Source organism: Psychrobacter immobilis (assembly GCF_003148585.1).
GTDB classification, from domain to species: domain Bacteria; phylum Pseudomonadota; class Gammaproteobacteria; order Pseudomonadales; family Moraxellaceae; genus Psychrobacter; species Psychrobacter immobilis.
In genome coordinates this window covers 89,878-105,118 of the sequence record NZ_QGGM01000002.1, presented here as the reverse complement: position 1 = coordinate 105,118, position 15,241 = coordinate 89,878, and the positions used below count along the sequence as shown (strand labels likewise).

The 15,241-nt window shown below is 42.8% G+C and carries 10 protein-coding genes and 1 pseudogene; 4 read left to right on the top strand and 7 right to left on the bottom strand.

Annotated features, from left to right (window positions below):
• Positions 1-7: 7 nt before the first annotated feature.
• The 4 genes from ppc to C8D84_RS02410 form a co-directional block, all read right to left on the bottom strand.
• A complete protein-coding gene (ppc, locus tag C8D84_RS02425; RefSeq protein WP_109589777.1) occupies positions 8-2,782 on the bottom strand; it encodes a phosphoenolpyruvate carboxylase in 2,775 nt (924 codons plus the stop codon).
• Positions 2,783-3,052: 270 nt separating this feature from the next.
• Positions 3,053-4,195, bottom strand: a complete 1,143-nt coding sequence (gene lldD, locus C8D84_RS02420) for an FMN-dependent L-lactate dehydrogenase LldD (protein ID WP_109589775.1) — start codon at positions 4,193-4,195, stop codon at positions 3,053-3,055.
• A 127-nt stretch (positions 4,196-4,322) separates the two neighbouring features.
• Positions 4,323-6,029 (bottom strand): D-lactate dehydrogenase, encoded by a 1,707-nt coding sequence (gene dld / locus C8D84_RS02415; RefSeq protein WP_170108261.1) that lies wholly within the window; start codon positions 6,027-6,029, stop codon positions 4,323-4,325.
• Positions 6,030-6,094: 65 nt separating this feature from the next.
• Positions 6,095-7,798 (bottom strand): L-lactate permease, encoded by a 1,704-nt coding sequence (locus tag C8D84_RS02410; RefSeq protein ID WP_109589773.1) that lies wholly within the window; start codon positions 7,796-7,798, stop codon positions 6,095-6,097.
• A gap of 294 nt (positions 7,799-8,092) precedes the next feature.
• Between C8D84_RS02410 and C8D84_RS02405 the strand changes: the two genes are divergently transcribed.
• Entirely contained in the window at positions 8,093-8,998 is a 906-nt protein-coding gene (locus C8D84_RS02405; RefSeq protein WP_211181234.1) for a LysR family transcriptional regulator, read from the top strand.
• Positions 8,999-9,107: 109 nt separating this feature from the next.
• Here the strand turns inward: C8D84_RS02405 and C8D84_RS02400 are convergent, their stop codons facing one another.
• A complete protein-coding gene (locus C8D84_RS02400) occupies positions 9,108-11,498 on the bottom strand; it encodes a TonB-dependent receptor (protein ID WP_109589771.1) in 2,391 nt (796 codons plus the stop codon).
• Between the two features lie 396 nt (positions 11,499-11,894).
• Here C8D84_RS02400 and C8D84_RS14050 point away from each other — a divergent pair.
• Both C8D84_RS14050 and C8D84_RS13940 read left to right on the top strand, forming a co-directional pair.
• Positions 11,895-12,025, top strand: a pseudogene (locus C8D84_RS14050) (hypothetical protein); the annotation flags it as partial.
• Positions 12,025-12,150 (top strand): hypothetical protein, encoded by a 126-nt coding sequence (locus C8D84_RS13940; protein ID WP_265735496.1) that lies wholly within the window; start codon positions 12,025-12,027, stop codon positions 12,148-12,150. The pseudogene C8D84_RS14050 and the gene C8D84_RS13940, both read left to right, overlap by 1 nt.
• Positions 12,151-12,185: 35 nt before the next feature.
• Here the strand turns inward: C8D84_RS13940 and C8D84_RS02395 are convergent, their stop codons facing one another.
• Complete coding sequence (locus C8D84_RS02395) at positions 12,186-12,701, bottom strand: hypothetical protein (protein ID WP_109589769.1); 516 nt, start codon at positions 12,699-12,701, stop codon at positions 12,186-12,188.
• Between the two features lie 340 nt (positions 12,702-13,041).
• Positions 13,042-13,968, bottom strand: a complete 927-nt coding sequence (locus C8D84_RS02390) for a hypothetical protein (protein WP_109589767.1) — start codon at positions 13,966-13,968, stop codon at positions 13,042-13,044.
• A 237-nt stretch (positions 13,969-14,205) separates the two neighbouring features.
• On the opposite strand from C8D84_RS02390, the gene C8D84_RS02385 reads away from it, so the two are divergent.
• Positions 14,206-15,219, top strand: coding sequence for a LysR family transcriptional regulator (locus tag C8D84_RS02385; RefSeq protein WP_109589765.1), 1,014 nt, complete (start codon positions 14,206-14,208; stop codon positions 15,217-15,219).
• Positions 15,220-15,241: the final 22 nt, after the last annotated feature.

Sequence of the window (15,241 nt, the reverse complement as noted above, 5' to 3'; positions counted from 1 at the left end):
CTATTAATTAACCCGTATTGCGTAGACCCGCTGCCAAAGCATTGATACTACGGATTAATGGATCTTCAACACTAAAGTCACCGTCATCATATATAGTGTCTCTTTGTCTGGCACGTTTCAACAACTCGATTTGTATGTAGTTAATCGGATCTAAATAAGCATTTCGCCATTGCAGTGATGCGGCAAGGCTTTGCTGATGCGCCAATAACGATGTCTGGTTAAGCAAAGAATTTAAACCTGAGAAGGTTAGGTGATGCTCATCGATTACTGCTTTCATAATCTGTTCACGTAACCTCGTATTGTCACATAATTGGCTATAAGCCTGAGCAATGCTCATCTCAGCTTTGGTAAATGCCATTTCAATATTACTAATAAATACGTTAAAAAATGGCCAGCAATCAATCATCTCTCTCATTAAACCTTCGTCTTCTTTAACGCTATGAAGAGCACTACCTACGCCATACCAAGCTGGTAGGGTGAAGCGCGCTAAAGACCAACCAAATACCCAGGGAATCGCCCGCAAGGTTGTCTTACTTGGCAGGCCTTTATTACGGTGCGCTGGGCGCGAGCCAATATTTAATAAAGAGATTTCCTGCACTGGCGTCACTTGTGAATAGAATTGATAAAACCCTTCGGTATGGTCCGTCAGCGTACGATAACTTTGTTCACCCGCATCTGCTAGACGCGCAAAGAGTGCTTCATAATTTGCTAGTTCAGGCGGTTGCACCACAAATCTTGTTGAGCACGCTTTAAGCGTACCAGTTATGCCCATGGTAAGCTCAAATACAGCAGTATCGGTGTTGGCATATTTGGCATAAAGGACTTCGCCCTGCTCGGTGACTTTAATTTCTCCATGCAGTGTCCCTGCGGGCTGAGCGGCAATTGCATTATGCGTTGAGCCACCGCCACGACTGACAGAGCCACCACGCCCATGAAACAGGCGTGTTTTGATGCCATATTCAGCAGCAATATGGTTAATGGTTTGCTGCGCGCTATAAAGCTGCCACGCAGACGTAATGATGCCACCATCTTTTGATGAATCTGAATAACCCAGCATGATTTCTTGTGTGTTATCTGAGTGCTGGAGGAGTCCTCTATAGAGTGGGTTGTCCAAGACGGCAGGTAAAATCTTATCGATGTTTTTAAGGTCTTCGATGGTTTCAAACAAGGGTGCGACGGGTAAGTCAGCAGACAGCTGACCTGCATCATCAACCCTGCACAAGCCTGCAAAACGCATGAGTAGTAAGACTTCTAATAATTGACTGGCATTGTTGGTCATCGAAATCACATAACTACCGAACGTGTCTTGTCCGACCAGTTTACGTAATGTTGCCACTGAGTTCATCAAGGCTAATTGTTCACGGGTTTTATCAGTCAAGTTATCGGTATAGATGAGCGGTGTACCCGGCTTTGCAAGTAAACGCGTCAACCACTCTTGGCGCTCGGTTTCACCCAGAGTCTGATAGTCTGGTAAATTTGAGGCATTGGCGAAAATATCGGCGATCACATCGCTATGATAAGACGACTCTTGGCGGATATCGAGCGCTGCTAGATGAAAGCCGCAGGTTTTGACCAGACGAATCGTATCGAGTAATAGCCCTTCGCCATGAGCCTTGTCATGAGTATTGACACTTTTTCGAATGATACGTAAATCTTCTAACAACTCTTGTGGGTTGGCGTAAGCATCGTGTGCGGCGTCGAGGTCTGTACCTTTGCTTTGAATGTGGCGATTGGTCGCTTTTATTTTGGCAAGGATAATCGATAGCAACCTACGGTACGGCTCATTGTTGTAATCGTCAGGATTATAATAAAATACTTTTTGCTCGAGAGTGGCATACTCCTTTATACGAGCATAAACGTCTGGCGCAATCTTGATAATCGTATCACTGTGAATAAGTTCACGGCGCAGTTTTTTTAGCAGTACTTGATAATGACGTAGCACGGTATCGGCATGCATCAATACCGCCATTTCTGTGGTGTCATGAGTGACAAAGGGATTGCCATCTCTGTCGCCACCTATCCAAGAGCCAAAACTCATAAAGGCAGGTAATGGGTAGTCTGTTAGCTCAGGATAGATATCGATAATGGCGTCTTTAATATTACGATAAACCTTTGGAATGGCATTGAATAAACTGGCATTAAAATAATGCAGGCCATTATTGATCTCGTCATAGACTAAAGGCTTACGCGTACGCACTTCATCCGATGACCATAGTAAATCAATCGTCTGCGCCGTTTTTTCTTTTGCTTGCTCGTAGGCAAAGCTGTCTTCTGCAAGATTGTTTAAGGCATCGCTATGAATAAACAAACTCTGCAATAGATTCATGGTCGTACGGCGGCGCGCTTCAGTAGGATGCGCGGTAAAGACAGGTATAAATTTCAGCTGCTCAATCAGCTCTTGCATTTGGGCAGGTTCAATATTGCGTTCGCGACATTCAAGCAAGGTGCGGCGAAACGAGCCTTCCCAGCTTTGATCGGATTGCATACGCAAGGCATGACGCTGCTCGCGTAAGTAATTTTCCTCACTTAGATTTGCTAAAAAGAAATAGATAGAAAAGCTGCGGATGACGTTTTTTAAGGTTTGATTATCTAACGAGGCGATGAAGTCGATAAGTTGTCGCTTATTCGCTTCGTTAGGTGCGCGGCGTTGTTGAATAAAACCTTTACGCAGCGTTTCAATCGTATTAAGTGTTTCTTCGCCCGTCTGGCGAGAAATCGCCTCTCCTAGAAATGAGCCTAATAAGCTGATGCGTTCACGTAGTACGTCGTTATCAATAGTCATCCTTGATCTCCTGATCAAATTCATTCAAATATAGTCGTGCGGTCTTAAATGTAGGTTTTCTATGGTGTAAGCCATTTAACCTGTTTATGTGGATCTCGAAGCTCTCGCTTCTCATCAGCCAAGACGTTGTCAGCTTTATGTATTAATCATTTATTTTTTGGTGATACTGGGTCAGCCATTCCTGTAATGGTATATCTGTCTATCCCTAGTCAGCCAACAATATTATGAGTTTCATTATTACGATTGATGACTAAACTAACGGCTTCAAGTTTAATTCTCCAGCTTTACTAAACAGTCAGAATTAATATCAGCAATCGTTTTGGCACCAGTCAAGGTCATTGCGACGCGTATTTCTTTATCTAGCAGTTCTAACAAATTGCTTACCCCTGCACCGCCATCCGCTGCTAAAGCATAAATAAAAGCGCGCCCTAGCATGCAAATATCAGCGCCCAAAGCCAACATACGCACAATATCTAAGCCATTACGTATACCAGAGTCGGCTAAAATTTTAATCTCTCCTTTAACTGCATCGGCAATAGGAGGCAGAGCACGTGCACTGGATAAAACACCGTCCAGTTGTCGCCCACCATGATTGGATACGACTATGCCGTCTGCCCCAAAACGCACCGCATCTTTGGCATCTTCGGGGTCCAAAATACCTTTGATAACCATAGGCCCATCCCAGTACTCGCGAATCCAATCTAAATCTTTCCAAGAAATAGAGGGATCGAAGTTATTACCTAGCCAGCCTATATAGTCTTCCAATCCTGTTGTCTTGCCTAAATAAGTAGAGATATTACCCAGATCGTGCGGACGGCCATTTAGTCCTACATCCCATGCCCATTGCGGATGCGTCATAGACTGGAAGTAACGGCGCATAGCGGCATTTTTACCGCTCATACCGGAGTGCATATCTCGGTAGCGTGCCCCTGGTACCGGCATATCTACCGTAAAAACCAAGGTCGAACACCCCGCAGCTTTGGCACGCTCCAAGGCATTTTTCATAAAACCTCGGTCCTTTAATACATAAAGCTGAAACCACATTGGACGGTTAATTTTAGGCACTACTTCCTCAATCGGACAAACCGAAACTGTCGACATGGTAAACGGAATGCCTTTTTGATCGGCTGCCATAGCGGCCTGCACTTCTCCGCGGCGCGCATACATACCTGTCAGACCCACGGGTGACAACGCGACAGGCATAGACAGAGTTTCATTAAATAACTGCGTCTCTAAGCTCAGTTGTGACATATCATTCAGTACACGTTGTCTAAGGGCAATTTTTGATAAATCTTCAACATTATGTTTTAAGGTATATTCCTCATAAGCACCGCCATCTATATAATGAAATAGAAATGGTGGCAGTCGGCGCTTGGCAGCAGCCCTGTAGTCGTTTGGAGATGAAATAATCATACGCTTGCCCTTATTCTGTTAGATATCTATGTAATATTTTTGAATCTCTAATTATTTATTGATTAGTGCTAAACGATGGATGCAATTGGCTTATTTTTGAAGCAGCAAGCTTAGCCCAAACTGCCCATTACAAACAGCACGAGCAATTACGTTTGGTTTTCGACATTTTACCGATGCCGGGATTAAAGCTATTGGTTGGGTCTAGACTTTTATAGAAATTCTGCAAATCAGGCTCTGCTTCGTATAGATGACCGACATTATGCTCAGCAGGATATTTGGCTCCGCGTGCGCTCAATAGCTCTAACATCATCTTTTTAACAAGCTTGGCATCACTGCCCTTCTTCAATATATAGTCTTGATGAAACACATAACAAAAGAAATGTCCGTAATACAGCTTCTTTTCTAAGTGTTTTTCAATGTCTTCAGGCAAGCTTTCAAGCCACTCTAGCTCATTACGTGGTATGGCAATATCCAGCGCTAATATCTCACCGACTTCTTTTTCATGTATGATTTCATAGCGTAATGCGGCACCGGCTGCTGCAAAACGATTTAAAAGTGCGCTTTCTGATTCTTCCTGACTACATTCAAAATAGTTACCCGTGTCCGACGCATCAAAAAACGTCTTCAGAAAATCTTGAGCCTCTGCTATACCTTCATCACTCATTTTTATGATGAGGTGATGCTCGTATTGATTGCGGTACTCCATCATGCGCTTGGGCAAATGCTTTGGAAATAGAGTAGCGATGAACTGCATGACTTTGTCAGTAAAATGCTTTGGCATCCATGACCATTTATGGAACTTTGCGTCCATAGCGCCTTTAATAGAAAACAGTCTAGGTAAAGCATCTGTACCGAGATGCTTAATACTCAAGAACGTGTCTTTACCGTATTTAGCGGAGACATCAAATATATCACGATGCATATACTCGCCCACTTCAGGGATATTGTCGAAGCGGGATAGTATCTGTCTTCTGAGCTGTGCAAGCTCACTCACACTGTTGGTGCCTATGTAGAAAGTTTGCTCTTTTGCCGCTATTGGATAAGTGTCAAGACGTACTGCAAATACGGCAAGCTTGCCAGCACAGCCGCTTGCTTCATACAGTCTGCGCTTATCCGCATTGAAGCGACTGGGCGTGCTTGCATCAACCTCTTTTACTCGGGCGATGTACTCTCTGTCAGATGCGAGCTTACCCGTGTCAGGTAATTCTTTTTTATCAAAATGACCGTTTTGCAAATTCGTTAATATTTCTTCCGGAGTATCACCCAACTCGACGTCTAGATGATTGACTAGCACCAGTTGACCGTGTTCATTTATTTGGGCAAACACAGCAAGCTCAGTATAGGCAGGGCCTCTTTTAACTAGCGCCCCACCAGAGTTATTAGATATACCACCAATAATAGACGCACCTAACGTCGAGGAACCGATGACAGAGTGAGGCGCTCTATTGACGGCATTAAGCTGACTTTGCAATTGATGCAATGTTGCCCCAGGCAAGCTAATCACTTGCTCGTTGTCATTCACCAAATACAACTGGTTTATGGCAAGCGTATTAATCACCACAACAGGTCTATCGTAGTCATTACCGCTCGGTGTTGATCCTTCAGTCAGGCCTGTTTTTGCCGCTTGCATAATGATAATACAGTCGCCTTCAACGCACACTTCTAAGCTACGCCAAATGTCCAGCAATGTTTGCGGAAACAAAACCGCTAAGGCACTGCCGCCGCCAGAGCGCCACCCCATTCTATAGTGCTCATTTTTCTCTGGATCAGCCTGTACATTACTCGCGCCTAGCAAGTTGGTTAGTTTACCTAACACCTGATCAGGACTGAGCATGCCTTGAGAAGCTTGATTTGACGAAGATATATGACGCTCCTTATTTTGTAATGGTGTGTCATTCATCATGCCAAGGGACCTTGAAAACCAAAAATGTAAATGGCGGCCATGACGATGATGCCACAGAACAACACATAGTATATGGTGGGTAAAATAGTACGCCTAAGTGTGGCGCCCTCCATACCAAGTAAACCCACCGTTGCTGATGCAGCCACCACGTTATGTATGGCAACCATATTACCGGCTGCGGCACCAACCGCTTGCGCCGCGATGATTAGAGAAGGTGAAATATGTAAGCTCATGGCGGCTTCATATTGAAATTGACTGAACATCATATTAGATACGGTATTAGAGCCGGCGATAAATGCACCTAAAGCACCAATGGTTGCACTAATCAATGGAAAAATATTACCAAAAGTACCTGAAAACAACTCTGCACTGGCGACTGGCATACTTGCCACATCTGATAAGTTTATGCCTGAATTGATAAAAATTCTAACCATTGGTATCGTAAATATAAGTACAAAACCTGCCCCTAACACAGTCTTACCTGATTCTTTAAAGGCACTGTTTAGGGCGCTGACGGGCTTTCTAGTTTGAAAAGCGGCGGCAACCAAAGCACTAATTAGTAACAAGCCGCCTGGTAAGTATAAAGGACTAAAACTGGCACTGATATCTGTCTCACCTAAAATCGAGGTTAGGTCTACTGCTACACTGTTAAGTAAAGACTGAAAGCCTGTAAATACTCTTGAAAACACCAGTAAAAGGGCAACCAGTAAATAAGGGAACCACGCCATAAGGGTGGACATCTTCTTATCACTCAAGGTCAGCGTAGCATCTTCTTTACTGACCACTAACTTACCAAGCCATTCACTCGGCCAGTTTTTTTGCGGTTCAAAATCCCATGTAGTTTTTGGTACCAAAAACCCTCTTTTAGCAGCATTAACAACAATAGTAATACTGACCAAGCCACCGACCAGTGACGGAAACTCTGGCCCTAAAAAAACACCAGTCATCATATAAGGGATTGTAAATGCCAAGCCTGCAAAAATCGCAAACGGCCAAATCGCAAAGCCTTCCCGCCAGCTTTTGTTTTTACCAAAGAAGCGAGTGAGCATCATCACCATAAAAAGTGGCATAAACGTACCAATGACACCGTGAATAATGGCGACTTGACTGGTAATCAGTTGTAAAAATTCGCCCCACTGTACTCCTTCTTGTGCCAGTTGAGCGCTAATGGCAGCTTTATCTAACCCATCATTTACCCCTATCACAATAGGCGTACCGACCGCACCAAATGATACAGGTGTACTTTGTATCATCATTCCCATCAACACCGCACCCAGCGCCGGAAATCCTACTGCCACCAGCAAAGGTGCTGCAATAGCGGCAGCTGTACCAAAACCAGAGGCGCCCTCAAGAAAGCAACCAAAGCACCATGCAATGATAATGGCTTGCACACGCCTATCTGGCGACACATTGGTAAACCCAGCACGGATAACGGCGATTGCACCAGTGTGTTTCAATGTATTCAACAAAAAAATAGCACCAAAGACTATCCACAATACCGAAACCGTAATGACCAAACCCTGAATAATAGATGATGACACTCGGTTAAGCGTCATATCCCATATAAAAATGGCAAGCGCTGCGGTAACCACTAAAATGATAGGCATTGTTTTTTTAGCTGACCATTGCAAACCTATCAGAAAAATACCACAGAGAACGATTGGTAGTAATGCCAAAAGCCCATATATTGTTTGATTCAAAATTACATCCTTTTGATTGTGTGATCTTCCTTGAACCAAGTCATCGAAGCCTTTATTTTGACGAACCCATGATGACTAAGTTGTATTAAATATTCACAAATAGGGACTGCTTATTTACTAAATCTGTCTTGCAGAAAAAGCCGAGCACGACTTGCGACAGTTTATGTCCCAATGTCAAAAACGCCCTAGAATAGTCTACGCCTTGTTAATTCATTGATATATTACATCAATGGACAATGTTATTTTCCTTTTTTGATATAATCAGAAACACATTACTGCAATTGGAGAACAAGTGTGACCAAAGCTGACGACATGATTTTATTCGTTCAGGTTGTTGAAGAAGGGTCATTTTCTAGAGTCGCTGAAAAATTATCATTGACGAACTCAGTAGTGAGCAAGCGCATTGCGAGATTAGAAGAGAACTTAAATACACAACTGCTTTATAGAACCACTAGAAAGTTGAGCTTAACCGATGCAGGCAGGGCGCTTTATAACAAAGCTAAAATTGCTAAATCCGCCTTTCAAGAAGCTGAAAATGCTGTCACGGGTTACGGCGAAGATATGAAAGGCAATATACGTATAACCATGCCTGTGGTCTCTGCGAATTTCATATTTAGCGAATCTATTGCCGAATTCTGTAAACAACACCCTGAAGTATCAGTAGAGTTACAAATTACCAATCGATTGGTTGACTTGATAGAAGAAGGATTTGATTTGGCACTAAGGACCGCTGTGCTTGAAGATTCTTCACTCATTGCAAGGCGCCTTATAGATAGCCAGTGGATTATATGCGCGACTCCAGCCTATTTAAAGCAATATGGTACGCCTCAAACTCCTGAACAGTTACAGAATCATGAGTGCTTAGTTTACAAGTTTGATAATACGGCTAACAGTACATGGCCGCTATATATAGACGGCAAAGAGCAATTAATATCTGTCCATGGTCGGTTTCATAGCAATCATCTGAGTGCAATTAAACAAGCCGCGCTTAGCGATTTAGGTATCGCTTTTTTACCACAAGTGTTGATCTATGAGGAAATACAGAAAAATACACTCACGCAGATTTTACAATGTTTTACCAGCAAGAAGCTTGGCCTATATGCGGTTTATCCTAAGGCCAGACAACCGGATCAAAAGTTAAAACTGCTCGTTGCACATTTACGAGACTCATTACATCAAAAACAGGCTTACTACTACTAAGTAATAAGCCTGTTTTTGATGTGTATAAAAAAACTAATAAAGCGGTCTTAAAATTAAAGAAATGGTGAAGAATTTTTTATGGGCAATAAAAACTGGTCTGATATTATTTTTAATAATCCACAGTGTAGCTCAAGCCGTAAGTTGTACCCGAGGCAGGCAAACGATTCAAATCGCCATAGGTTGTTTGATGATAGACCGTTAGATAGTCCTTATTGAGTAAGTTATAAATCCCATAGTCTACTCGACCTACCGGCATTTTGACTTGTCCTAATACATCAAGTGTCATATAACCTGTGACTGGCAATGCGCTAGAATCAGGGTCTTTTTGTTGATCCTTAAAGGCTTTATCATCACCGCCAATTGCCAATGCTTGTAGACGTATATTACTGCCTTCATCGAAGTTGTATTGTGCAAATGCGGTGCCTTTAAGTGGTGTCAAGCGTACGGCATCCAGCTCCAACCAATCACCATCTTTATCATACTGGCCACGAGTATAGGCGACACTGCCACCCACTTGCCATTGATCATCAATATCATGGCTGAGCGAGCCTTCTACGCCGTAGACGCGCTCATCGGTATCGACGACTTCTACCGTATAGTCATTGGTAAAGCGTACCGTTTTATCTGATTCATTGTAAAAACCGCTCAATCGTGCAGCAGTACTGCCATGCTTACCTTGCCAGCCCAACTCGTAATTGTCGATCGCAATAGGCTGTACGTTGTCTGAGTTGACGACAAAGCCTGCTCGTACATCACGTAGCGCACGCTGAATGTCAGCAGTCGTAAAGCCTTGTGAAAAATTGGCAAATACTTGGTCATTTGGGGTTAATTGATAGCTGGTACCGATATTAAATAGGGTTTTATCGTGGTCTGTATTGCCCTTTTCCACTTGACCGGCCTGATAGTCAATGCCATAAGCATCACTGACACCGTTGATGAGAGGGTCATTAAAATACTCTTCGAGCAATTGCTCATAAATGGGCGTGAAAGTAGCCGTTTCTGCTTTCAATTTTTGATAGCGCACGCCAACACTGGTATGCCATTTATCAGTGATATCTATATCCGCATTGACAAAAGCGCCCCATTTATCGATGGTGGTATCTGGTCCACCATTATAAGTAAGACCATTAGTTTGAGCGCTCAAACCATTACTAGCAAGAAACGTGTTCAAGTCTTGACCTTCATAGGTTTGCTCACTTTTTTCGCGTTCAAAATCAGCCCCATAGCTAAACAGCGTTTTTTTACCTGCGATTTCGCTATCCGTTTGCATGGCTGCGCGTAGACCCATCACTTCAATATCTGCTTCTGATTGAGTGACGAATGTTGCCGCGCCCAACAGCTTACCTAGCGTGTCTTTATCAGTAAGACCATTGGTAGCCCAAACTTCAGCTGCTTGGTCTGCTGCACTTTTCCCAGAAGGATAAAAACGGCCTTTTTCGTCTTGATAGTAGCCAGTCACGCTCAGATTTGAGCCTGCAATATCATCATTATTATAGTTAAGATTCACTGATGTTTTGGTGGTATAAGGCTCGTTTTCTACGTCGGCACCGTCAATCGCTTTTAAAGATGGTGGTAATTTTTTCGGTTTTAATAATACTTGTAAATTTTTACCATAATCTGGGCCATAGTCCGTATCCTGCTCATCATTATAATAAGTCACTGCCAAATCAAGACGTTGGCTGTCAGTGAGCTCTATACCCAAGCTACCGTTAATACTTAGCGACTCGGTATCTTGTTGGTCAGTTTGATTGACGTCTGGACTGATGCGATTATCGTGGCTATCGAATTTGCCGCCCTTACGATCATAATCCACATCTAGGCGACCATAGACTCGCTCACCGCCATAACCCAATGTTTGCCCCACATGATAACCCAATGAATCTGAGTCAAAATTACGACTGCTACTGACGCCGACTCTGGTTTGCCTGATAGAGCCATAACCTACCATAGATTTTGTGACGAGATTAATCAGACCACCAGCCGCGCCAGCCCCATAAATACTGGTCGCACCAGAGAGCACCTCCACCCGCTCAAGCTGCGCAGGGTCGATACTGTTTAGCTCGCGTGAAAGGCTGCGTGAGCCACTCAATGGCACACCATTCAGCAAAAACTGCACGGGACGGCCATGCATGGTCGTGCCGTAGTTACTGGTTGAGCCGCTGCTTGCCCCCAAACTTGGGATCAGCTGAGCCAATATGTCTCCAGTAGTACGATTGCCTGTCGCTTGCATCTGCAGCTCATTTTCGGTAATTACCTGCGTGACGGCAGGCATCTCACTAATTTTTTGCGCCAAAGCCGTTCCTGTCCTTGCTTTAGCAGTGACCGTAATGGTATCTAAAGTCACGTTTGGTAACTCACTTGAGGCGGCGTTGACAGCTAAGTCTTCTGAAAGCCTCGTATTTGAAGCGATGTCCATAGCACTGACATTGTTTTGTGCATATAGTTGCTGGCTGATACAAAGGGTAAGAAAGGATAGAGCAACTTGATGGTGGCGTTTCATATTCACTTCACTTAATTGGAGGATCAAAGAGTGGTAAAAGTTATATTTAGCTAATAATGCTGTGTGTACTAACTTTGTGAACAATATTGTAAATGATAATCATTTTTGTTTCTATAATTATTTACAATATTAAAAACCCTTAGTGCTTCCAAAAAATACTGCTCCAGCGTCACTTAAGATTTGATATCTAAGCGGTATCCATAATTCAATTGATAGCTCTCTATATGGCTCAACACTGACAGGTTATTCATATCACCCAAGCGCCTGAACAAGGCTTCTTAGATCGTATGATGTCCTTGGTACGATAGAAGATGCCAAACGTCCCAGAACGCCAGATGAAATAGCACTGACTATATTGCCGTTCTCTCAAAAGGCAATATAGTCAGTGCTATTTTTATTTCAGTGGCTTTATTAGTTTACTTAATTTCGACAACGATTGGCGTAGCAGTCATGAGCCGAATGCTCAAGCTAAGGTGATTGCGATCTTTGGACGGGCGGTGGAAGCTGCTGGCGACGTCGATGTACTATGGATTTAGAACAACGATTACCAGAAGTGGCTCGCCGTGGTAGTACGCTACTGCTGGTTGCAGATGGTCAGCAAATATTAGGTGTCATTGAAATTAGAGATATGGTTAAGTCTAGTATCAATTAGCATTAACCATAACGACTGTTAGCCTATAAACTTGATTATTTTTCCTCACGGTATAAGATATTTTTTGCTTCTACTCTAAAATTTTCATGACTAATCGCAGGCTCAATGCTAGCTGCATTTAGGTTCACACGTGAGACAGACGCTTCTGGCTCACGATATAAGATATTCTGTGCTTCCTGTCTAAAATCACCATAACTAATAGCAGTCTCGACTTGAGCATGCTTAGCTTCAACATTAGCCTGATTGTGATTTTTTTTAACCTCTGCTAGCGGTGAGCTATCTGCTGCCGCCTCGTTGATTTGATGAGTAGCTACCGTAACAGGTAGATGAACACTTACCATGGATGTTTGAGGGATTGTTGAAAAAAAACGAGCCGACACAAATATAGCCATTAATAACAAGACGCCCACTATAGCAAACCATTTTACATGACTCAGCAAACTGTCTTTTGCTAGCTTTGCTGTGTTGGTTGCTAATAGTGGCTCGTTATTAGAATTACTGGATAAGCCAACACTTTTATTGATATCATTTTTATTGTCTGAAATAGTCATAATTCAATACCGAGTCAATCCATGTTATGAACGGCCTATCACCGTATCCTTGATCTCAGGATACGAGCTCTCGGGTATGTTGCAATGATTTTTGGTATGAGCGATAGAATTGACTGATAAGCGGCTTGAAAGCACTATTATTGTATGGCTAGTTGCTGATGAGCAATTTGAAAAATGGTGATAAAAATGAGATGAATTGCAGTCTAATAAGCAAAATAGCACAGGTTATCTCGAGGTATTAGGCAGATATTTAACGCTGCTTGGCAAAATTCAGTCCATTTGAATTGATAACATGCCTTAGATTGAATGACTAGTTGAAATTATGAATGTGCAACAGACCCTAATCATTGGTTTCACGATACAAGGTACTTTGGGATTCTTCTCTAAAGTCATCATAAGTGATGGCTGCCTCAGCTGCTGGCATGGTCAATGGGGCTTCAGTAGTCTCTATCCCATTAGGATTGGTGTCTGGATTCTCAGTGGGGGATTCATCTGGTTGCGATATCACTGTCGATTTGTCTATCGCGCTTGTATCAGCAGAAGGTTGGTTGTCATCGGTTACTACTGCTTTGCCAGTGCTAACAGCTGGTGCTGCATCTGTCGTTGTTGTTTTCGTTGAGGTCGATAGAACGCCGGTGAAAATTAGTGTTGCTACAATAGTAGCAATCAATAATGAGCCAAAGATCATGCCAATAATAAGTGGTTTTTTGCTACTTACTTGCTTTTCCTTTGATTTTGCTAATTGTTTAGCAATAGCATTGTCATTTACAGCGTCGTTATTATTAGATAGTTGTTCGTTTCTAACTTTTTCAGCTGCTAATCTTTCTGAATCTTGACGTTTTAAATCATCAGCATTCGCGCTGTCAGCGATATATAAAGAAGATTTATCGTTATTTGCATCAGAGTCTAAAGAGTTGTCAGTATTAGCTATCGGTGCATGATTTGTCGAAAAACCCTCGTCTTTATCGTCATCAGAAAAATATATATTAATACCTGTGCTCACGCTTTCTTGCTCTAAATTAGCAAATAATTCTAGCTCTGTGGCGCTTAATGGCTCGTATGATGAAAGATGATTGGTATTTTTTAGTGGTTTTAATGCATTTTCTTTGAAAGCAGGGTTATCCTCATTACTATCAACATTTTCGACACGCGTGATGAAACGCTCGTAGATATTATCTTTACGCATACGCTTACGTGGCTTAGTATTAGCAATTTTGGCTAAATTTGCCTCTAACTGCGCATTAGGGCTATTTTTTTTGTCGCTCATGAAGTAATACCAAACCAGTTTTTACCGCGAAAAAGTAGATAACAGCTAGAATTAAGAATAATTTTTTTATTGTTTGCTAAAGTGTAACACTAACGTTAACAAACAATATAGTAGCTCGCCTCGTTCGCTTCAAGCATAATTTGTCGCTTACTGCTCTTATTCGGATAAAATAATCAAAATAGCCAAAAAAATAAGCCACAAGCAACGATGACATCATAAACAAGTGAGCATAAAGATATGGATTTAAAACAGCTCAATGCTTTTATTGCTATCGCAGATTCACGGAGCTTTAGTGCCGCAGCGACTAAAACTGGATTGTCACAACCAAGCTTGAGTCGTCTGCTTAAACAGCTTGAAACAGATATGGGTGTGGAATTGGTCGATCGCTACCATAGACCGCTACATCTGACTGAAGCTGGTACATTCTTTTACGACAAAATCAGCGCCATATTGACAGAGATTGATACCGTCACCAGCATGACGCAGAGGCTATCTACGCCCAGTAGTATGCTGAATATTGGCTTTGTCCCATCCGTGCTTTATGGATTGCTTCCTGAAATTATTGCCATGCTAAAGCAATCCAGCCCCGATATCGACGTCAATCTCAAAGACATCAGCTCATATCAACAAATAGAGGCGCTCAAATCTGGTGAGATAGACATCGGTTTTGGGCGTTTCCCCCATCAAGATCCATGGATTCAGCAAATACTACTGCGTCATGAACGTTATGTCGTCGCCTTACCAAAAGCCCATCCTTTGGCGCATGTAAAGGAGCAACGGTTGATAGACTTAGCGAACAATCGTCTGATTCTCTACCATCAAACCCATTTACCGATAGCGACGAGCCTAAGATCAACCAGTGCAAAGCTGGATAGTAATACAAAATCCAGACGCACAAGCGCTGAGCAATCCACACTTAGCGCGCCTATTACGGAGCCGTTGCTACACTTATTCGCACAATACGGTATTTCGCCTTTTATGACTACGACGGTGAGTGACTTGCAAGTAGCGCTAGGCTTGGTGGCGGCTGGCGAAGGCATTACCCTTGTGCCTGCTAGCCTAAAGACCGTGCGTACCGACCAAATCAGTTATCAACGTTTAGTACACGAAAACGTCACCTCCCCTATTTATCTGCATACACTCAAAGATTTCGTTCATCCCAGCATTTCTGATTTACTGAGCGCCACCTATCAGGTATATGAGCAGCGCGGCATCACTTATCGGCAGCAAAAATTTGTGTCACAGCCTTAAATTATCAGATATTGAATGGATA